The 19,739-nt window shown below is 68.9% G+C and carries 22 protein-coding genes and 1 tRNA gene; 9 read left to right on the top strand and 14 right to left on the bottom strand.

Going from position 1 to position 19,739, the window contains the following annotated elements:
• Window positions 1–40: 40 nt before the first annotated feature.
• Together J2X34_RS08280 and J2X34_RS08285 are read right to left on the bottom strand one after the other, a co-directional pair.
• Window positions 41–922 (bottom strand): DUF559 domain-containing protein, encoded by an 882-nt coding sequence (locus J2X34_RS08280; RefSeq protein ID WP_429516541.1) that lies wholly within the window; start codon window positions 920–922, stop codon window positions 41–43.
• A gap of 141 nt (window positions 923–1,063) precedes the next feature.
• Entirely contained in the window at window positions 1,064–1,903 is an 840-nt protein-coding gene (locus J2X34_RS08285; protein ID WP_181818642.1) for a Bax inhibitor-1/YccA family protein, read from the bottom strand.
• Between the two features lie 244 nt (window positions 1,904–2,147).
• On the opposite strand from J2X34_RS08285, the gene J2X34_RS08290 reads away from it, so the two are divergent.
• The gene (locus J2X34_RS08290) at window positions 2,148–2,486 is read left to right on the top strand and encodes a hypothetical protein (protein ID WP_114718302.1); all 339 of its coding nucleotides are present in this window, start codon (window positions 2,148–2,150) and stop codon (window positions 2,484–2,486) included.
• An 8-nt stretch (window positions 2,487–2,494) separates the two neighbouring features.
• Here the strand turns inward: J2X34_RS08290 and J2X34_RS08295 are convergent, their stop codons facing one another.
• A complete protein-coding gene (locus tag J2X34_RS08295) occupies window positions 2,495–3,631 on the bottom strand; it encodes a class I SAM-dependent methyltransferase (protein WP_429516543.1) in 1,137 nt (378 codons plus the stop codon).
• Window positions 3,632–3,871: 240 nt separating this feature from the next.
• On the opposite strand from J2X34_RS08295, the gene J2X34_RS08300 reads away from it, so the two are divergent.
• A complete protein-coding gene (locus J2X34_RS08300) occupies window positions 3,872–4,066 on the top strand; it encodes a hypothetical protein (protein ID WP_147283439.1) in 195 nt (64 codons plus the stop codon).
• Between the two features lie 3 nt (window positions 4,067–4,069).
• On the opposite strand, the gene J2X34_RS08305 is transcribed toward J2X34_RS08300, so the two are convergent.
• The 3 genes from J2X34_RS08305 to J2X34_RS08315 form a co-directional block, all read right to left on the bottom strand.
• A complete protein-coding gene (locus J2X34_RS08305; RefSeq protein WP_114718300.1) occupies window positions 4,070–5,125 on the bottom strand; it encodes an alpha/beta fold hydrolase in 1,056 nt (351 codons plus the stop codon).
• 62 nt (window positions 5,126–5,187) lie between these two features.
• A complete protein-coding gene (locus J2X34_RS08310; RefSeq protein ID WP_114718299.1) occupies window positions 5,188–5,814 on the bottom strand; it encodes an FMN reductase in 627 nt (208 codons plus the stop codon).
• Complete coding sequence (locus J2X34_RS08315) at window positions 5,811–6,899, bottom strand: LLM class flavin-dependent oxidoreductase (protein ID WP_429516546.1); 1,089 nt, start codon at window positions 6,897–6,899, stop codon at window positions 5,811–5,813. The genes J2X34_RS08310 and J2X34_RS08315 overlap by 4 nt, the downstream gene beginning before the upstream one ends.
• Before the next feature lie 145 nt (window positions 6,900–7,044).
• Here J2X34_RS08315 and J2X34_RS08320 point away from each other — a divergent pair, with 145 nt between their 5' ends.
• From J2X34_RS08320 to J2X34_RS08330, 3 genes are all read left to right on the top strand, one after another.
• Window positions 7,045–8,682, top strand: coding sequence for an acyl-CoA dehydrogenase family protein (locus J2X34_RS08320; RefSeq protein WP_114718297.1), 1,638 nt, complete (start codon window positions 7,045–7,047; stop codon window positions 8,680–8,682).
• Window positions 8,683–9,071: 389 nt separating this feature from the next.
• A complete protein-coding gene (locus J2X34_RS08325; protein WP_114718296.1) occupies window positions 9,072–9,413 on the top strand; it encodes a GNAT family N-acetyltransferase in 342 nt (113 codons plus the stop codon).
• Window positions 9,414–9,513: 100 nt separating this feature from the next.
• Complete coding sequence (locus J2X34_RS08330) at window positions 9,514–9,699, top strand: hypothetical protein (RefSeq protein WP_429516549.1); 186 nt, start codon at window positions 9,514–9,516, stop codon at window positions 9,697–9,699.
• A gap of 81 nt (window positions 9,700–9,780) precedes the next feature.
• On the opposite strand, the gene J2X34_RS08335 is transcribed toward J2X34_RS08330, so the two are convergent.
• Entirely contained in the window at window positions 9,781–9,984 is a 204-nt protein-coding gene (locus tag J2X34_RS08335; protein ID WP_114718550.1) for a cold-shock protein, read from the bottom strand.
• A 163-nt stretch (window positions 9,985–10,147) separates the two neighbouring features.
• A complete protein-coding gene (locus J2X34_RS08340; protein WP_114718294.1) occupies window positions 10,148–10,600 on the bottom strand; it encodes a hypothetical protein in 453 nt (150 codons plus the stop codon).
• A 404-nt stretch (window positions 10,601–11,004) separates the two neighbouring features.
• On the opposite strand from J2X34_RS08340, the gene J2X34_RS08345 reads away from it, so the two are divergent.
• Entirely contained in the window at window positions 11,005–11,250 is a 246-nt protein-coding gene (locus tag J2X34_RS08345; RefSeq protein WP_147283438.1) for a hypothetical protein, read from the top strand.
• A gap of 195 nt (window positions 11,251–11,445) precedes the next feature.
• Here the strand turns inward: J2X34_RS08345 and J2X34_RS08350 are convergent.
• The 6 genes from J2X34_RS08350 to J2X34_RS08375 all read right to left on the bottom strand — a co-directional run bounded on the left by J2X34_RS08350 (window position 11,446) and on the right by J2X34_RS08375 (window position 16,135).
• Window positions 11,446–11,519, bottom strand: a tRNA-Leu gene (locus J2X34_RS08350).
• 77 nt (window positions 11,520–11,596) lie between these two features.
• The gene (locus tag J2X34_RS08355) at window positions 11,597–12,553 is read right to left on the bottom strand and encodes an exopolyphosphatase (RefSeq protein WP_429516552.1); all 957 of its coding nucleotides are present in this window, start codon (window positions 12,551–12,553) and stop codon (window positions 11,597–11,599) included.
• Window positions 12,550–13,086, bottom strand: coding sequence for a DUF501 domain-containing protein (locus J2X34_RS08360; RefSeq protein ID WP_114718291.1), 537 nt, complete (start codon window positions 13,084–13,086; stop codon window positions 12,550–12,552). The genes J2X34_RS08355 and J2X34_RS08360 overlap by 4 nt, the downstream gene beginning before the upstream one ends.
• Window positions 13,083–13,802 (bottom strand): FtsB family cell division protein, encoded by a 720-nt coding sequence (locus J2X34_RS08365; RefSeq protein WP_429516554.1) that lies wholly within the window; start codon window positions 13,800–13,802, stop codon window positions 13,083–13,085. The genes J2X34_RS08360 and J2X34_RS08365 overlap by 4 nt, the downstream gene beginning before the upstream one ends.
• Window positions 13,802–15,097, bottom strand: a complete 1,296-nt coding sequence (gene eno, locus J2X34_RS08370) for a phosphopyruvate hydratase (RefSeq protein WP_114718290.1) — start codon at window positions 15,095–15,097, stop codon at window positions 13,802–13,804. The genes J2X34_RS08365 and eno overlap by 1 nt, the downstream gene beginning before the upstream one ends.
• A 207-nt stretch (window positions 15,098–15,304) precedes the next feature.
• Entirely contained in the window at window positions 15,305–16,135 is an 831-nt protein-coding gene (locus tag J2X34_RS08375; protein WP_114718548.1) for a lytic transglycosylase domain-containing protein, read from the bottom strand.
• A gap of 194 nt (window positions 16,136–16,329) precedes the next feature.
• On the opposite strand from J2X34_RS08375, the gene efeU reads away from it, so the two are divergent.
• Genes efeU through efeB form a run of 3 tightly spaced genes read left to right on the top strand, consistent with a single transcriptional unit; the run spans window position 16,330 to window position 19,675 of the window.
• On the top strand, window positions 16,330–17,226 hold the full coding sequence (gene efeU / locus J2X34_RS08380) for an iron uptake transporter permease EfeU (RefSeq protein ID WP_114718289.1): 897 nt from the start codon (window positions 16,330–16,332) through the stop codon (window positions 17,224–17,226).
• Between the two features lie 12 nt (window positions 17,227–17,238).
• The gene (efeO, locus tag J2X34_RS08385; RefSeq protein ID WP_429516557.1) at window positions 17,239–18,372 is read left to right on the top strand and encodes an iron uptake system protein EfeO; all 1,134 of its coding nucleotides are present in this window, start codon (window positions 17,239–17,241) and stop codon (window positions 18,370–18,372) included.
• Window positions 18,353–19,675 (top strand): iron uptake transporter deferrochelatase/peroxidase subunit, encoded by a 1,323-nt coding sequence (gene efeB, locus J2X34_RS08390; RefSeq protein WP_114718287.1) that lies wholly within the window; start codon window positions 18,353–18,355, stop codon window positions 19,673–19,675. Before efeO ends, efeB begins: the two co-directional genes overlap by 20 nt.
• Window positions 19,676–19,739: the final 64 nt, after the last annotated feature.

The raw sequence follows: 19,739 nt of genomic DNA on the forward strand, positions 1-19,739 counted from the left end.
CGCGAACGGGCGGTTTTCTGAATGTCGGCCGAGAGGCCTGTCAGAAAACCGCCCGTTCGTCGTCAGACAGGAGCACCGGCGGCTCGGAGCTTTTCCCGTACGCGGGCGACCATGGCCTCGGCCGGTCGTACAACAGCTCTGCACCTACCCGAACTACCGTCCATCCGAGCGCCTCGAGTTGGGCAAGCCGCTCGATGTCCCTCGCGCGCTGCCCTCGGTTCCAGTGATCGGCACCGTCGTACTCCACGAGGACCCACCACTGGACCCAGCCCAGATCCGACCGCGCGAAGACACGTCCACTCCGGTTCCGGATACGTATCTGAGTCTGCGGCCGGGGGAGTCCCGCATCGACGAGAACCAGCCTCGTATGGGTCTCCGGCGGCGACTCCGCACCACCGTCCACGTCGTCGAGGATCCCTCGGAGCCGAGCTATCCCGCGCATGCCGGCGTACCGGTCGGCCAACCGCGACACGTCGATCGGCTTCAAGCCCGTCGCATTGCACAGCGCATCGACTGCCGCGATCGCCTCGAGCCGCGGCAACCTGCGTCCCAGATCGAATGCGGTACGGGCCGGAGTTGCCACCCTGATCCCACCAAGAAGGCGAAACTCGTCCGGTTCGATCCGACAGTTGTGAGTGATCATCCCGGACGGCGGCCGCCAGTGACCCGAACGGATCATCTCGGCAGGTTCATGGCCACCGATCCACTTCGCCCCGTGGAGCGCAGCGGCCGAGAATCCGGTCAGCACCGCATCGGGGCCGGCGAACAGCGCCGCGGCTCGGGCCCGTTTGTCCGGCGTGAGTTCGACGTGCCTGCTCAGGTACACGCCACGGTAGATCCGGACGAAGTCGTGATAGAGCTGGTGATCTGTCAGCCTGCCGGCCACAGTCGATCGCAGGAATGGCTCGTCGTACTCCCCCATCCGTGCAGCATCACCCACCCCGACCGGCAGGACCGCCACCGCCAGCGAGTTATCCCCAGGCCGACGACGACGAACGGGCGGTTTTCTGACAATCGGCCGCGTGGCCTGTCAGAAAACCGCCCGTTCGTGGGGCGCGTGAGGCTAGTCGTTGTTGAAGTAGCTCAGCAGGCGCAGGATCTCGACGTACAGCCACACCAGGGTGACGGTGAGGCCGAGGGCGACGCCCCAGGCGGCCTTCTCCGGCGCCTGGGCGCGGATCAGCTGGTCGGCGGCGTCGAAGTCGAGCAGGAAGCTGAACGCGGCGAGCGCGATGCAGACGAGGCTGAAGACGATGGCGATGGTGCCGCCGTCACGCAGGCCGAAGCCGCCGTCGGTGAAGAAGCTCGCGATCAGGTTGCCGACCATCAGGACCAGGACGCCGATGAGGCCGCCGATGATCATGCGGGTCAGGCGCGGGGTCACGCGGATGGCGCCGGTCTTGTAGACGACCAGCATGCCGAAGAACACACCGAACGTGCCGAGCACAGCCTGGCCGATGAGGATGGATGCGTCGACGCCCTGGATCTGGAAAGTCATCAGGAACGACAGCGCACCCAGGAACACACCCTCGCACGCCGCGTAGGCGAGCACGATCGCCGGGTTGTCCATCTTGCGGCCGAACGACGCGACCATCACGAGGACGAAGCCGACGAGGCCGCCGACGATGACGAACGGTGCGGCCAGCGCCTCGTTGTTGTTGACCAGGAAGAACGAGATGATCGCCGCCACGGTCAGCACGCCGAGCGTGATCGCGGTCTTGGTGACCACGTCGTCGATCGTCATGGCCCGCTGGGTGGTCTGGTACTGCTCGGGCGCCTGGTACTGCTGCCCGTATTCCTGCGTGACCTGCGCGGCGCCGGCCTGCGCGGATCCGAAGGTGGCGTATCCGCTGCCCTCTTGCTTGGGCAGGTTCTTGAATACCGGGTTGCTGGTGGTGCGCACCGTGCACATCCCTTCTCGTGGTCGTCTGTCGTGCCCGTCGGGGCCCGTCTCGGCCGGGTCGGACCGGCGTCGTTGTCCGTGAAACGTCCGGCACCGAGGGGAAAGTTCCCGCCCGCCGAGCCGAGTTGGACATTTCGGACTGTACCGGGGACGCGTCTGCCACCGCTATACGAGCACCTGATCAACGGTAACGTCGTTCGGCCGCAATCCAGCGGAAAACCACGATTCGGCCGACAATGGGCGCATGGGAATCGAAGACGGATTCGACGAGACACTGGATGTCAGCGAGAGCCTCGATTCTGACGAGGTCCGCAACGCCGACGGCGACGACGTCGTCGACGCCCCCGACGAGTGGAGCGAGGCCGACCGCTTCGGCACCACCCTCAGGGAGGCCGAGCAGGGCGAGAGCCTCGACCAACGCCTCGCCGAGGAGGAGCCGGACACGCCGCCGTCGGGCCCCGACCGTGAGGACGACGACGAACTGCAGGGCGCCGAGATCGTGGACGGGGTCATCGTCGAGGACATCGGACTCCACCGCGGCCAGGTCGACGGGGACGCAGCCGGCGGCGGACCGGTCCAGTAGTCCCCCTGCTATTGCGCGCGGACGGACCGCGTGACGCTGAACTTCGGGTTGCGCCCGACCACCTCGGTGCGCCCCACCGCACGGGCCAGGCCGCTCTTGTACTCGAGATGCGAGTTGAAGACGGTCCACATCTCGCCGCCGGGACGAAGGACGCGTCCGGCCTCGGCGAACATCTTGGTAGCCGCGCCGGTGTGCACCGCCGCGCCCACGTGGAACGGCGGGTTGCAGACGATCAGGTCGACGCTCGCGTCCGGAAGCGATGCCATGGCGTCGTCGCGCAGTCCCCGGACCCGATCGCCCACGCCTGCCGCACGGGCCGTCGCCTCGGCCGACGCAACGGCCGCCGCCGACTGGTCGGTCGCGACGACCTCGATCTCGGGGCGCCACAACGCGAGCGCGACGGCCAGGATGCCGGTGCCGCAGCCGAGGTCGACCGCGGTTCGCGCGTCGGGCAGCGCCCGCGGCAGGAACTCGAGCAGGTATCGGGTGCCGATGTCGAGTTGGGTGCCGGCGAAGACCGCGCCGTGTGCGAAGACGTCGAGGTCCAGTTCGTCGAGGTGCTCGGAAATCGGGAACCGTGCTGCCGTCGAGATCTCCCGCGGCGTGTCGGCGATCAGCACGCGTGACTTCTGCCGCCCGCGGCTGGCACGCACGTTGACGAAGGACCGGGCCAGCACCTCGTTCATCGTCGGGGTGATGTGCTTGTCGCGTCCACCCGCGAACACGACGACGCCGGGGTCGGCGTAGCGGGCGATCGCGTCGGCGATCTCGTCGAGCTCGTCGAGGCTGCGCGGCAGCTGCAGCAGGACGACGCGGGCGCCGGCCAGCAGTTCCTCCCCCAGGCCGCACGACCGGTAGCAGTCGGACAACTCGAACGTCGACGCATTGTTCGCGAGCGCGCGTTCCCCGGTGAGCGGATCCTGGTGCACACGAATCCCGGTCACTTCGTACTGGACGGCGGTGCCGAGGGTGAGCGCGCCGTAATGGTCGCCGATCACGACGATCGAATCGCCCGGGACCGAGCCCAGGGCGTCCGCCGCCTCGTCGAGGATCAGACGGTCCGCCGCGTCGACGGCGAACAGGTTGGGGGCCTCGACGTCGGGGAATCGACGCATGAGGGTGAACAGGTTTTCGGCGGAGAGCATGGCTGTAAGTGTGCGCGTACCCCGTGACGGCAGCCGGATCGGGGACCGTCCCGAATCCCGGCGAATCGCAATTTCGGGTCTCCTACTGCCGCTAGGCTCCGCCCGAAGGCACATAACCGGACAAACAGTGACGGGATTCGATGGCGTTCAGGAGCAGGTGCGTAGCGGGAATCGCATCGACGCCGATCGTCCTGCCCTTCACCGCGGAGAATCAGATCGGCGGTCTGACCGTGGACAACGGTGACGTCTACTTCTTCAGGCGACACGGCGCCGGTGACGCTCCGGTTCGACGGCTTCCGCGATCCTGCCGTCCTCAGCATCGACAACGGCGCCGCCTACCTGGTCGACGGAGTCCACGAGCGCATACCGGCCCGGCTGTCGACGCCACCCGCCACCGGATCGCTCGCCTCGCTCGGCCCACTGTTCGGAAGCTGAATCTCAGCCGGCCGGTCGCTCACCGAGGAACGCGTCGATGTGCCGCCACGTGGTGTCGCGCGCTCCCGGTCCGGCGAGCAGGCCGAGGTGGCTGCCGGGCGCGGTCTCGAACCGCACCGACGGCGACCCGGTGAGGACGTCGACGATCGCACCGACCGAGTCGGCGGTGGCGATGACGTCACCGGTACCACCGACCGCCAGCACCGGAACGGCGAGTTCGGCGAGCTTGATCGTGGTGCCGCCCACCGTGACCCGGCCCTCGAGGAGTCCGTTGCCGAGCACCAGCTCCTCCGCCATCTGATAGAACAGCCGGGCCGGGTACCCGGGCATCTCGGCCATGAACCGATCGATCGCTTCCATCCGGGCGAGGGTCTCGGTCTCGTGCAGGTTGCGCGCGACGAACCACGGCTTGAGGAGTTCCCGCGACGGCGCCGTCGCGCGGTAGGCCACCTGCACCAGGGGCGCCGGCAGTCCACCCATCAGCCGGGTCAGTTCGGTGACCGGGCGGTGTCCGGTGACGCGGGCGACGGCGCGCGCCACGGCCATCGTCGGAATCTTCGAGTAGTCGATCGGCGTGCCGAGCGCGGTGACCGACGCGATCGGCAGATCGGGATGCGCCGAGGCCGTGAGCAGCGCGAGCGTGCCGCCGAGGCTCCAGCCGACGACGTCCACCGGTGCGCCGCCGTGCAGTTCGCTGACCCGTCGCACCGCGCCGGGCACGATGTCGTCGGTCCAGTCCTCGAATCCGAGGTTCCGGTCGGCGTAGCCCATCGTCCCGTAGTCCACGACGTAGGGCGTGCGACCGGACCCGAGCAGGTGCGCCGCGAGGCTCTGCCCGGGCCGCAGGTCGTAGCAGTGCATCGGGACCGCGAGCGGTGGCACGAGCAGCACCGGCGCACCGGAGTCGACGGGGCCGTAGCGGTGCAGATCCCGATGCGGCTCTTGATGAATCAGCTCGGACGGCGTCCGCTCCGACGACCCGACGCCGTCACCGAACGTCAGCCCCCACGCGTTGCGCAACGAGACGTTCAACCGCGTTTCCCAGCCCGATTCCCGCACAGCCCGTTCCCCCGTATCGATCGACGACGACGTTCGTTGCGGGAATCTTACTCGCGAGTCAGTTAGTGCGCCTGCCGGGACAGCAACTCCTCGAACGGCACCGAGTTCGCGAACGGATCGGCCGGGCCGACGTTCTCACGCGCGACCATCGCCGCGGCCAACTCGCCGGCCGCCCGCTCGATCCGCTGGGCCAGACCCTGGTCGCCGGACCCCGCCCAGTCCTCGGATGCCGCGTAGACCGCGGTCGGGACCGTCGCGGCCCGCAGATACGCGAACATCGGCCGGGCGGCATGCTCGAGTGCGAGCGAGTGCCGACCGGTCCCGCCGGTCGCGCCGAGCAGGGTCGGCATGCCGTCGAGCGTCCCCTGCTCGAGGACGTCGAAGAACGACTTGTACAGCCCGCTGTACGACGCGTTGAAGATCGGCGTGACCGCGATCAGTCCGTCGGACTTCGCCGCCCGGTCGATGACCGCCCGCAACCCGCCACCGGCGAACCCGGTGAGCAGGTTGTCGGTGAGGGCGTGCGCGTGGTCGCGCAGTTCGACGATCTCGACATCCGCGGTGATGCCGCGTTCGGCGAGGGCGTCGACGGTGGCCGCGGCGAGCCGGTCGGCCAGCAACCGGCTCGACGACGGCTGCGTCAGTCCGGCCGAGATCACCGTCAGCGTAAGGGTTTTCGCGTCGGTCACGACAGCACCTCCGCCTTCTTCGCGGCCAGCAGACTCGCATGCGTGGGAGCCTCGGGGACGTGTGCGGGGCGCAGCGCGTCGAACTCGCGTCGCAGCACCGGCACGACCTCCTCGCCCAGCAGGTCGAGTTGCTCGAGGACGGTCTTCAGCGGGAGTCCGGCGTGGTCCATCAGGAACAGCTGACGCTGGTAGTCGCCGAAGCTCTCCCGGAACGAGAGGGTCTTGTCGATGACTTCCTGCGGGCTGCCGACGGTGAGAGGCGTCTGATCGGTGAACTCCTCGAGCGACGGCCCGTGCCCGTAGACCGGGGCGTTGTCGAAGTACGGCCGGAACTCGCGGACCGCGTCCTGGGAGTTCTTGCGCATGAACACCTGGCCACCGAGGCCGACGATCGCCTGATCGGCCGAGCCGTGACCGTAGTGTTCGAAGCGACGACGGTAGAGGTCGATCAGTCGGACGAAGTGATCGCGGGGCCAGAAGATGTTGTTGGCGAAGAAGCCGTCGCCGTAGTACGCGGCCTGCTCGGCGATCTCCGGGCTGCGGATCGACCCGTGCCACACGAACGGCGGGACGTCGTCGAGCGGACGCGGCGTCGAGGTGAACGATTGCAGCGGCGTGCGGAAGCGGCCCTGCCAGTTCACGACGTCCTCACGCCACAGCTTGTGCAGCAGCGCGTAGTTCTCGACCGCCAGAGGGATGCCCTCGCGGATGTCCTTGCCGAACCACGGGTACACGGGACCGGTATTGCCACGGCCGAGCATGAGGTCGACGCGACCGCCCGCGAGGTGCTGGAGCATCGCGAAGTCCTCGGCGATCTTCACCGGGTCGTTGGTGGTGATCAGCGTCGTGGACGTCGACAGCATGATCCGCTCGGTGCGGGCGGCGATGTAGCCGAGCATCGTCGTCGGCGACGACGGCACGAACGGCGGGTTGTGGTGCTCGCCGGTGGCGAATACGTCGAGCCCGACCTCCTCGGCTTTCTCCGCGATCGCGACCATCGCCTTGATGCGCTCGGCCTCGGTCGGTGTCCGGCCGGTCGTGGGGTCCGTGGTCACGTCACCGACGGTGAAGATTCCGAACTGCATGCCTACCTCCAAAGTATTTCAAGTTTCAACTATATGCCACCAACCGCGGGCGCCTCCCCGATATTCCACCGATCTGCTTGACGATCGCCCCCAACCGTCATTGACTGCTGACAAGGATCGCCGTCACCACCGACCAGGGGGTCGTATGAGGGTCACGCACGACGTCACCAACCAGGCTCCGCCGCTGATCGACTACGACGCCGCCGACTACCCGCCGATCCTCGAAGCCCTGCAGCGCGAGGGCGCCCACCACGCGCTCGACGAGGTGCACCACGTCGGACGGCTCGCCGGCGGCGCCGACGCGCAGGCGCTCGGTGATCTCGCGGAGGCTCATCCGCCCGTCCTGCGGACCCACGACCGGTACGGCCACCGCATCGACGAGGTCACCTACGACCCGGCCTACCACCAGCTGATGGACACCGCCGTCGAGTTGGGGCTGCACGGCGCCCCGTGGGGGGATCCCCGACCGCACGCGCATCTCGTGCGCGCCGCGAAGATGGCGGTGTGGGGGCAGGTCGACGCCGGCCACGGATGCCCGATCTCGATGACGTACGCCGCGGTGCCGGCACTGCGCCACAATCCCGAACTCGCGCTGCAGTACGAGCCGCTGCTCACCGCCCGCGTGTACGACCCGGAGCTGCGCGCCCCGCTCACCAAGCCCGGGCTGATCGCGGGTATGTCGATGACCGAGAAGCAGGGCGGCTCCGACGTCCGCGCCGGCACCACCCGCGCCGTCCCGCAATCGGACGGGTCCTACCTGCTCACCGGGCACAAGTGGTTCACGTCGGCGCCGATGTCGGACGTCTTTCTCGTCCTCGCGCAGGCGCCCGGCGGACTCACGTGCTTCCTGCTCCCCCGGATCCTGCCCGACGGCACCCGCAACGCGATGCACCTGCAGCGGCTCAAGGACAAGCTCGGCAATCACTCGAACGCGAGCAGCGAGGTGGAGTACGACGAGGCCGTCGCGTGGCGGGTCGGCGACGAGGGCCGCGGCGTCCGCACCATCGTCGAGATGGTCAACATGACGCGGCTCGACTGCACGATCGGGACCGCGACCGGGATGCGCGTCGGCGTCGCGCAGGCCACCCACCACGCCGTGCACCGCAGCGCCTTCGGCGCGCACCTCATCGATCAGCCCCTCATGCGCAACGTGCTCGCCGATCTCGCCGTCGAGTCGGAGGCGTCCACCACCGTCGCGCTGTGGCTCGCTGCGCTCACCGACCGCGCCGACAACGGCGATCCGCAGGCGTCGACCCTGCGCCGCGTCGCCCTCGCGGTGAGCAAGTACTACGTGTGCAAGCGCGGCCCCGCGCACGCAGCCGAGGCCCTGGAATGCCTGGGCGGCAACGGCTACGTCGAGGAGTCGCGGATGCCCCGGCTGTACCGGGAGGCGCCGCTGCTGTCGGTGTGGGAGGGCTCCGGCAACGTCGCTGCCCTCGATGTCCTGCGCGCGATGGGCCGCCAGCCCGAGTCCGTGGAGGCGTTCTTCGAGGAACTCGACGACAGTGCCGGTGCCGACGCCCGCCTCGACGCCGCTGTCGCGAATCTGAAGGACGCGTTCACGGATTTCGACACGCTGCAGCACCGTGCGCGGCGGGTGGTCGGCGACATGGCGCTGGCGCTGCAGGGCGCCCTCCTTGTGCGGCAAGGGCACCCCGCGGTGGCAGACGCCTTCTGCGCGACCCGCCTGGACGGCGACTGGGGCACCGTGTTCGGCACCCTGCCGACCGGCCTGGATCTGGCCCCGATCATCGACCGTGCGACCCCCAAAGTAGGTTCCTGAGAGGCGACTCATGTCCCGTCCCTCACCCGTGTGTGTATCCGTCAGCAAGATGATCGAGGCACGGCCGAGCACGCTGTACGCCCTGATCAGCGACATCACTCGAATGGGTGACTACAGTCCGGAAACCGTGTCGGCCGCGCACGGTGGTCGACGAAACCGCAGGTCGTGACCGCAGAGCCGGGACACCGTTTCGCGTTCCGGGTGCCGGGGCGATCGGGCGCGTTGTGGACGTACACCTTCGAAGCCACCGAAGCCGCACCGCCGTCGGACTTGCGGACCGTCGTGGCCGTCCGCGTCGGCTGCAGATCGGCGCCCACGACCCGGTGTCCGCCGACGATGAGGACACCGGAACGCTCGCACCGAGGCGTCCGCGTTGTCATAGTGGAGTCATGGCCGACGAACTGGACGCACAGCCCGAAGTGAATGCCGCACCGGACCTCCGCCGCTACGAGGTACGCGTCGGAGATGCCACCGCCGGATTCACCCAATTCGTCGACAGCGGTGACCAGCGCATCTTCTTCCACACCGAGATCGGCGAGCGTTTCGCCGGTCGGGGTCTGGCGAGCACGCTGATCCGCGCGGCACTCGAGGACACCGTGGCGCACGACAAGCGGATCGTGCCGATCTGCCCGTTCGTGGCGGGATTCCTGGAGAAGCACGACGACTTCAAGGGCTACGTCGACGCCGTCACGCCCGCCGCCCAGCAGGCGGTCATCGACTCACAACTCTGACCGGTGACCACCCCGCGTCCGCACCGAAGCGAGTCCGGACCGTACCGGTCCCGATTTCCTGACCTCGTCCCTGCCGCCGTCGAGCAGGCCCGGACACCAGTTGTGCACCGTCGCATCCGAGGACCCCGTCGAGGTCCGACGGCGTCCGGGGCGACCCTCGCTCGTGGCCGCGGCCGGCGTCCCGCCCGGCGTGGTCGACTGGGCCGTCACCGGCACCGCGGCCACCGGAGTCGCAGTGGGATCGCTGGCCGCGCTACCCGTCGGTATCGCCGCGCTGGTTATCTGACCCCAGACAACACGACAGGCCCCGCTCCGTTTCCGGAGCGGGGCCTGTCGTCAGTCGTCACCCGATTCGGGCGACGCGCGATCAGATCGCGTTGATGTTCGTGGCCTGGGGGCCCTTGGCGCCCTGGCCCAGATCGTAGGAAACGCGCTGGTTCTCGTCGAGGCTGCGGAAGCCGCCGCCCTGGATCTCCGAGTAGTGCGCGAACACGTCAGCGCTGCCGTCCTCGGGAGCGATGAAGCCGAAGCCCTTTTCAGCGTTGAACCACTTCACGGTGCCGGTTGCCATTTTGTACTCCTCATGCTTGCCGATCACGAATCGCCGATGTTCGAGCGACCCGGGCCGGTACTGCCGAAAGCGATACCCGAAGAGGAGATCTATCCCCCACAACTAAAGGAATTGCGAGCGCACAAACATGCAACCACAAAACACTATGACCACTTTCAGTCAATCACACTTGAGTCAAGAAGTCGACGCGATTCGGATCACTTTGCCGGACAGAAGATTTCCGGGCCTCGGTCCGCGACCCGGAAACGCAGCCGCCGGACGCCGCGACGTGGCGCACCCAGCGATCGCTGCGGCGGTGCGTGCGCCCCAGCCGACGGATCTCGCGGAGCCAGAAGTGCGCCGCGAGCGTCGTCTGCGCACAGGCGTCCGGCTCATCCGACGCGCCGTCGACGACGGCGACCAACGCCTCCGAGAGAGCAGCAACCTTGAGGTTGTTCTCCTGCGAGTGCCGCATCAGCAGTTGCGCGGCGGCGTCGGGTTCACACCGATAGAGGATGCCGACGATCTCCAGGGCGCGCGCCCGGAGCGCCGCGGACCGGCCGCGTGCGTGCTCTCGACGCGCTCCCGAGGAGGCCGGACGGATCCCGACCGGCGAATGGACAGTGCTGTAGTGCATGAAATTCCTTCGTGGTCGTCGCGAGTTCGCCTCGGCGACAACACGTATCGGCGCCTTCGCGCCTGACTGTGATCTTTCGGTCGACGATGGGCCCGACTCGCGAGCGCTCGACCTGTGAGTTCGTGAGGAGGTCAGGGATTCGACGGTGTCGTCGTCCGGCGGCTCAGGACCAGTGTCCGAGCCGGCATGCAGCCTCGATGGCGCACCTGACAGACCCACTGTACGGCATGCGCAGGGAAAGGCGACCGTCACCCCCGCGCCCGGCGCTCCCCCGATCCTCGCCAGACCTCCCGTCCCGGCGGTGGCCCGCCCTAACATGGGTAGTGGAACAGGAGCGATGCGCCTTTCGAACCCGCGCTCTCGCGGTGACGGCGCCCACTGGTCCGCGTGGAAAGGATCGACCGATGACACAGGAGAACGACCCACACCACAGCGCCACGCACGGAGGGCGAATGCTCGCGAACATCCTGGCGGCGGCCGCACTCGCGGCAATTCCGCTGAGCATCTCCACGGCTCCGGCAGCGGCCGAGACGGCATACACCGCAGATCGACCGACTGCGGTCGCGGCGACACAGGCAGGCGTCGACCACACCGCCCCGTGCCGACGCTGGCAGAACCCACAGGCGTACGGACACTGGCACTGCCGCTAGCCCGACCGTCGAGCACGCTCAGGCGAGCCACTCCGATAAGGAGTCATCGCAATGGGTTGCAGCGCAGTGACGTCAGCGGCGGATACCGTGAATGGCCCGACGGTTCGTGACGTGCTCAACGGCGGAGGTCCCACCCACCGGATTGCGATGGGCGGGACCTGCGATGCCATGTGCCGGCGGGCGGCGGGACGGAGGTGCCCCCAGTGGGACTCGAACCCACACTTTGCAGATTTTAAGTCTGCTGCCTCTGCCAATTGGGCTATGGGGGCCCACCACCGGCCCGACTCCGGTGGCCACGACAGTGGAAACCAAGGAACAGTGTAGGCGGAACAAACAGTGAGCTAATTCACGACCCGCCCAGCGAGACTGACATTGCAATCCCGTCCAGGATGTCGTGTTCGCTGACGACGAGCTCATCGATTCCGGCACGCCTGGAAAGCTCGTCGGCCAGAACGGCGGTGACAATCGCCCCGCCACCGATCACATCGACCCGACCGGGATGCATCGGGCCGAGGGCGGCCCGCTGGTCGTGCGTCATGGTCACGAGGCGGTGCGCGACCTCGTGCAGTTGGTCGATGCTGAGCCGCGACAGGTGCACCCGCTCGGCGTCGTACTCCGGCAGATCCTGCGCGACGGCGGACAGCGTCGTCATGGTGCCGGCGACACCGACCCACGTGCGGGCCTGCTCGACCGGCACCTTCGCGAACGCCTGCTCGAGCCGGTCCGACGCGAACGAGCGCGCGGACTCGATCTGCTCCGCGGTGGGCGGATCGTCGTGCAGGCAGCGTTCCGTCACTCGCACACAGCCGACGTCGGTGGAATAGGCGGCGTGGACGCCGGCCGCGTCGCCGAGCACGACCTCGGTGGACCCGCCGCCCAGATCGACCACGACGAACGGCCCCGCGGCCGGATCGAGTTCACCGACGGCACCCGAGAAGGACAGCCGCGCCTCCTCGTCGCCGGTGATGACCTCGGCCTCGGCGCCGGGGATCACGGCACCGAGCACCTCACGGGTCATCGCGAAGAAGTCCTCGCGGTTCGAGGCGTCGCGGGTAGCCGACGTGGCGACCATCCGCACGGCCGTCGCCCCGGTCTCGCGGATGATGTCGGCGTACTCGACGAGCGCGACGCGGGTCCGCTCGATCGCCTCGGGCGCGAACGCCCCGGTGGCGTCGACGCCCTGGCCGAGACGCACGATCCGCATCAGCCGGGCGACGTCGGTGAGCCGGCCGTGCTCGTCGGCGTCCGCGACGAGCAGTCGGATCGAGTTGGTGCCGCAGTCGATCGCGGCGACCCTGGTCACTCTCCGTCTCCCGCCTCGCCGGGTCCGCGGTACTCGGGCCAGTCCGCGGGAATCGCGGTGCCCCGCAACTTGCCTCGCGCGGCGAGGGCGACCGACTCGTCGCCGAACGGGTTGACACCCGGCCCCTTCGCGAGGGAGTGCGCCATCAACACGTGCAGGCACTTGACCCGATCGGGCATGCCGCCACCCGTGAAATCGGTTCCCAGGGAATCGATCTCATTACGCTCGGCGAGGTAGGACTCGTGGGCACGGCGGTACGCCGCGGCCAGCTCCGGATCGGTTCCGAGTCGCTCCGTCATCTCCCGCATCACTCCGGCGGACTCCTGCCGGCTGGCCTCGGCGGTGAGCCGGGGGTCGGTGAGGTAGTAGAGGGTGGGGAAAGGCGTGCCGTCGGGCAGCCGGGGGGCCGTCTTCACGACGCCGGGCTGCCCATCCGGGCAGCGGTAGGCGATCTCGAGGACGCCCCGCGGGGCACGACCCAGCTGGGCCTCTACGGCGTCGAGGTCTTCCTGGGGGACGGACGATTCGCTCACCCGGTGGGTACTCCTGGTTCTTCTGGTGCGGGAGCCGGCACCACGGGGGCCGCCGGCGGTGACTCTGGTTCGGGCTCGACGGACGGCGGCGGTTCGGTGAGCCGCTGCCACAGGTCGCTGTGCCACGCCCCGGTGGACGGCGGTGGGGGCGGCGCATCCTTCTCCGGCGGCTTGTAGTCGCCGGGCAGTTGCACCTTGTACGGGGTCTCCCCCGGCCGGACCAGGCCGAGGCGTTCCCTGCCCTGCGTGGCGACCCACGCGGGATCCTCGATCTGCTCCTTCTGCCGCTGCAGATCGTCGAGTTGCTGTTCGAGATCGCGCTGCTCGGACGCGAGGCGGTCCGCTTCGGAGCGTTGCGTCAGGTAGGTGCGCAGCGGCATCGCGAGGGTGAGCGCCAACGCGCAGATCACGACGCCGAGGATCACGGCACGTCCCGTCGAGAGCCCGAAGAACGTGCGTTCGGGTCGTTCCGGGGACGTCCTGCGTCCCGGGACCGCTCGCTTGGAGCGGGCCCGGGACGGGGCGGGAACATCGGCCGCGGCGGCGGCACCGGCTTCACCCGGTGCCGCCGGCTCGACGCGGCCGGTGGGCGCGGCAGTGGCGCCGGAGCGGACCCGGCGGGGCCGACGTGGCCCCTGATCCGACCCGGCACCGCGGCGACCGGGACGCCCACCCGGAGAGGGGCGACCCGACCGCGACCTACCGCGCTGATTCATCAGCTGGCGGAACCCTCGAAGACGAAGCGCGGGAACGCCACCTCGCCGGCGTAGCGGGCGGCGTCGCCGAGGCTCTCCTCGATGCGCAGCAGCTGGTTGTACTTCGCGACGCGCTCGCTGCGAGCGGGGGCGCCGGTCTTGATCTGGCCGCTGCCGACCGCGACGGCCAGGTCGGCGATCGTGGTGTCCTCGGTCTCACCCGAACGGTGGCTCATCATCGTCTTGTAGCCGCTGCGGTGGGCCAGGTCGACGGCGTCCAGGGTCTCGGTCAGGGTGCCGATCTGGTTGACCTTCACCAGCAGTGCGTTGGCCGCACCCTTGGCGATGCCCTCTTCGAGGCGCTCCGGGTTGGTGACGAACAGGTCGTCGCCGACGAGCTGGATCTTGTTGCCGATCTGCTCGGTGAGCGCGACCCAGCCCTCCCAGTCGTCCTCGCTGAGCGGATCCTCGATCGAGACGAGCGGGTACTGGCCCAGCAGCTCCGCGTAGAACGCGCCCATCTCCTCGGCGGTGCGGATCTTGCCCTCGAACTTGTAGCCGGTGCCCTCGGTGTAGAACTCGGTGGCCGCGACGTCGAGCGCCAGCGCGACATCGGTGCCGAGCTTGAGGCCCGTCTTGGCGATGGCCTCGATGATCAGGTCCAGCGCTTCCTTGGTGCCGGCGACATCCGGGGCGAAGCCGCCCTCGTCACCGAGACCGGTGGACAGGCCCTTGGCCTTGAGCACCGACTTGAGCGAGTGGTACACCTCGGCGCCCCAGCGCAGGGACTCCTTGAAGGTCGGTGCGCCGATGGGGGCGACCATGAACTCCTGGACGTCGACACCGGTGTCGGCGTGCGCGCCACCGTTGAGGATGTTCATCATCGGGACGGGCAGCACGTGGGCGTTGGGGCCACCGACGTAACGGAACAGCTCCAGACCGGACGACTCGGCACCGGCGCGGGCCACGGCCAGCGACGCACCGAGCAGGGCGTTCGCGCCGAGCCGGGACTTGTCCGGGGTGCCGTCGGCGTCGAGCAGCGCCTGATCGACGGTGCGCTGCTCGGTGGCGTCCAGGCCGATGATGGCCGGCGCGATCTCACCGAGGACGGCCTCGACGGCCTTCTCGACACCCTTGCCCAGGTAGCGGTCGCCACCGTCACGCAGCTCGACGGCCTCGTGCTCACCGGTGGAGGCACCGGAGGGAACGGCGGCGCGGGCGAAGCTGCCGTCCTCGAGCAGCACCTCGACCTCCACCGTGGGGTTGCCACGGGAATCGAGGATCTCGCGAGCTCCTACCTGCTCAATGATGGCCACGAATGGTTCTCCTTCGGCGGCTTCGTACGGCTGCTGGGGACGACAGTGAAATGCCGGTCCGGACAGGCAGCGTCTGGGTTGTCTACGGGCAGGCGACCACGGTGAGCCGCCGGATGCATAGTGCCAGGTCTGAGCCTAACCGGAGTAACCGACTCCCGTCCCGCGGCGCGCGCGGCGTGGCCCTCGTCACCGCGGTCCCGGCGGCGGTCACCGGCGCACGCCCACCGAGTAGGCCGCGGCACGATCCCGGACATCCAGCAGGTACTCGCCGGACAGGTTGTAGGCCATGAGCGCCGCGGTCCAACCGTCTGCGGTGGTGAGGTCGCCGCCACGCGCGCACAGGTAGCGCGCCGCGGTGAGCGCGGCGTCGTCGATGTTGTCCGGATCGGCCGCCCCGTCCCCGTTGGCGTCGACGCCCCAGCGGCTCCACGTCTCGGGGATGAACTGCAGCGGCCCCATGGCGCGATCGTGGGTGGCGTCGCCGTCCATCGCTCCCCCGTCGGTGTCGGGGATCTCCGCGACTCCGGGCGACCCGTCGAGCGGGATGCCGCGGATGGGTGGAGTCACCTTCCCGCCGTCGTCGACGCGGGAGCCGCCGTGCGTGCCGTGCTTGCTCTCGACAGCGGCGATGCCCGCGAGGGTGGTCCACCCGATGCCGCATTCGGGGCGTGTCGCGGCCATGACCGCGGCGGCGTAGCCGTACGCCTCGAGTGCGGTCGGGGAAATCGCCAGGGCGTCCGCCAGTGGCGCCGCCCAGTCCCCCAGCAGGTTCGCGGTTCGTCCGGGCGCGTCGACGTCGATCGGCGGGAGCGGCGCACCGGGCCCGGGGGGAATTCCCTCGGGGATCTCGATCCGCGGCTTCCTCTGGTCCAGCTCGTCGAGTCCCACCGCGAGCGTCACGACCGCGGTCCCGACGAGGAGCGAGGACGTCACGATCAGGAACGTGCGGAACGGACGCCGCCGTTTCGGCGGTGGGGCCGGCGGCAGTCCCGTCGCTGGCGTTCGCGGCACCCCGGTGCGCGTCGCGGCATCTCTCATCACGTCGTCCATCATCCAGACCGCACGGTTGTGACGCTTGCCGGAATCGGGACCAACGCCCCATTTCGGACAAAAAAGACCTGGTAGGGGCGGTTTCCCGACGGGCTTAGGGGATGCTACTTTCGGCGTGGCCACTCCAGGTTTGCCTTGCCTATCTCGCGACGGCCGTTCCGACTCTGATCAGGAGACATGAAGTGTCAGTCCTCGCCGCCGGCGCCGATGCACCGTCCATCGCGACACAGCTGTTCGGCAGCGGTCTGATCGGCGTCCGAGAGGGACTCGAGACCGGGATCGTGGTGATGATCCTGGTCGCGTTCCTGGTCAAGTCCGAGCGCCGTGACGCACTCAAGTGGGTGTGGGCCGGCGTCGGTGCGGCCGTCGCGATGGTGGTCGGCATCTTCGTCGCGATCCACTTCGGCACCTCCACCGTCACCGGCACCGCCGCCGAACTGATCAGTGGCCTCGCGTCGCTCGTCGCGGTCGGCATCGTGACCGCGATGGTGCTGTGGATGCGCACCGCAGCCGCATCGATCTCCGGGCACCTGAAGGCCGGCATGGACCGTGCCCTCACCGTCGGCCCGGTGGCCGTCGCCGCGATGGCGTTCTTCGCCGTCGGCCGCGAAGGCGTCGAGACCGCCCTACTGCTCGTCGGCTACGCCGAGAACACCGCCGGCAGTGCGTGGCCGCTGATCGGCCTGCTGCTCGGAATCGCCGTCGCGGCCGTGCTCACCGTGCTGATGTACGTCGGCGCCGTGCACATCGACTTCGCCCGGTTCTTCCGCTACACCGGCGCGTTCCTCGTGGTCGTCGCGGCGGGCATCCTCGCCTACGGCGTCCGCGCGCTGCAGATCGCCGGTTGGCTTCCCGGCGGCTCCACCGTCGCGTTCGACATCTCGTCGGTGTTCGACAGCTCCAGCTGGTACGGCACCGTCCTCTCGGGCATCTTCAACTTCCGGCCGGACCCGACAGTGTTCCAGCTCGTCGCGTGGGTGGCGTACCTCGTGATCGTGCTGCCGCTGTTCCTGCGCCCGGTGGCCGCACGACCGAAGTCGGTTGCCGCCGAACAAGACCCCTCGATCACCGTTTCCTGAAAGGTTCCGCCCGTGCGTCGTTCCACCTCCGCGCTCGCCCTGCTCGCGATCGCTCCCCTCGCCCTCGCGGCGTGCACATCCAAGTCGGCTGCGGGCGACGAGGCGATCACGGTGACCGCCACCGATACCTCCTGCGAGATCTCGGGCAACACCGCCGAGACCGGGAACACCACGTTCTCGATCACCAACAACGGCGCCAAGGTCACCGAGTTCTACGTCTTCGGTGACGGGGACCGCGTGATGGGCGAGGTCGAGAACGTCGGCCCCGGCCTCACGCGTCAGCTCATCGTCAACCTCGCCGAGGCCGGGACCTACCACACCGCGTGCAAGCCGGGCATGGTCGGCGACGGCATCCGGACCGAGTTCACCGTCACCGGCGACTCGGTGGCCGCAACCGACCAGGACGGCCGCCTCGAGGAGGCCGCCGCCGGATACAAGCGCTACGTCGACAGCCAGCTCACCGCGCTGCAGGAGACCGCGGGCTCGTTCGTCGCCGCGATCAAGGCCGGCGACGTCGCCGGCGCGAAGGCCCAGTACCCGCTCACCCGCACCTACTACGAGCGCATCGAACCGATCGCCGAGAGCTTCCCCGACGATCTCGATCCGCGCATCGACCTGCGCGAGGTGGACGTCGAACCGGGCTGGAACTGGACCGGCTTCCACCGACTCGAGAAGGACCTGTGGGTGCAGGGCCTGCAGCCCGACACCAACGCGATGGCCGACCAGCTCCTCACCGACATCCAGGAACTCGCGGACGGTGTGGCCGCACCCGACTTCCAGATCGACCCGATCCAGGTCGCCGGCGGCGCGCAGACCCTGCTCGACGAGATCGCGCGCACCAAGATCACCGGCGAGGAGGACATCTTCTCGCACACCGACCTGTACGACTTCCAGGCCAACGCGGACGGTTCGCAGGCCGCGATCGCATCGCTGCGCCCCATCCTCGACGCGCGCAACCCCGAGCTGGCCGGACGCATCGACCAGCGGTTCGCGGAGCTCGACCAGGCACTCGCGCAGTACCGCCGGGGCGACGGCTTCGTCTCGTACGACACGGTGACCGAACCGCAGCGACAGGCCCTGTCGCAGAAGATCGATGCGTTGTCCGCAGAAGTGAGCCAGGTGCAGGGTGTCGTCGCAGGACAGTAATCAGCAGGACAGCAACCCGCAGGACGGGAACTCCCGGCCCGAGCCTCGTCCGGGCCTGTCCCGGCGGCGCCTCTTCGGCGCCGTCGGGGCGGGCGCGGTGCTGGCCGGCGCCGGTGTCGCGGTGGGCCGACTGACCGCACCCGAGGCGGCCGAGTCGACCACGCAGACGGTGGCCTTCCGGGGCGCGAACCAGTCCGGAATCGTCACGCCCACACAGGATCGCATGCACTTCGTCGCGTTCGACGTCATCACCGATTCGCGCGACGAGCTGGTGACGATGCTGAAGAAGTGGACCGAGATGGCCGAGCGGATGACCGCCGGCGACGATGCCACCGAGAACGGTGCCGTCGGTGCCGGCGAGTACAACCCGCCCAGCGATACCGGCGAGGCGCTCGACCTGCACGCGTCCAAGCTCACGCTGACGATCGGGTTCGGGCCGTCGCTGTTCGAGGTGAACGGCAAGGACCGATTCGGTATCGCCGGCCGCAAGCCGGCCGCGCTGGTGGACCTGCCGAAGTTCACCGGCGACGCCCTCGAACCGGCCCGCTCCGGTGGCGACATCGCCATCCAGGCGTGCGCCGACGACCCGCAAGTCGCGGTCCACGCGGTGCGCAACCTCGCCCGCGTCGGCTTCGGTGTGGTCGCGGTGCGCTGGTCTCAGCTGGGGTTCGGTCGCACGTCGTCGACGTCCACGAGCCAGACGACGCCACGAAACCTGTTCGGATTCAAGGACGGAACCCGCAACATCAAGGCCGAGGATCCGTCGGCCGTCTCGGAGTTCGTGTGGGTGGACCCGCAGGACGATCAGGCGTGGATGGCGGGCGGCTCGTACCTCGTGGCCAGGCGCATCCGGATGCTGATCGAGCCGTGGGACCGCACCACGTTGCACGAGCAGGAGCGGGTGTTCGGACGCACCAAGGGCAGCGGCGCACCGCTCGGCGAGAAGGACGAGTTCGATCCCCTCAACCTCGAGGCCAAGGGTGCCGGTGGCAAGCCGGTGATCGACCGGGACGCCCACGTGCGCCTGGCGTCCGCCGAGGAACTGGGCGGCATCCAGATTCTGCGCCGCGGCTACAACTTCACCGACGGCACAGACGGTTTCGGCCACCTCGATGCGGGGCTGTTCTTCATCGCCTACTGCCGCGATCCGCAGAAGCAGTTCGTCCCGATGCAGCAGAACCTCGCCCGCAACGACGCGCTCAACGAGTACATCAAGCACGTCGGCTCCGCGGTGTTCGCGGTACCGCCGGGCGTCGGCGACGGCGGCTACTGGGGGTCGACGCTGTTCGAGGCGCAGCGGTAACGCACGCCCCGACGCGCAGAACGTACCTGCGGGTAGCTCCTGTTCGGCCTAGCGTGACGAGCGT

Origin of the sequence: Rhodococcus sp. BE178, from assembly GCF_050433545.1 — a bacterium.
Taxonomy (GTDB): domain Bacteria; phylum Actinomycetota; class Actinomycetes; order Mycobacteriales; family Mycobacteriaceae; genus Prescottella.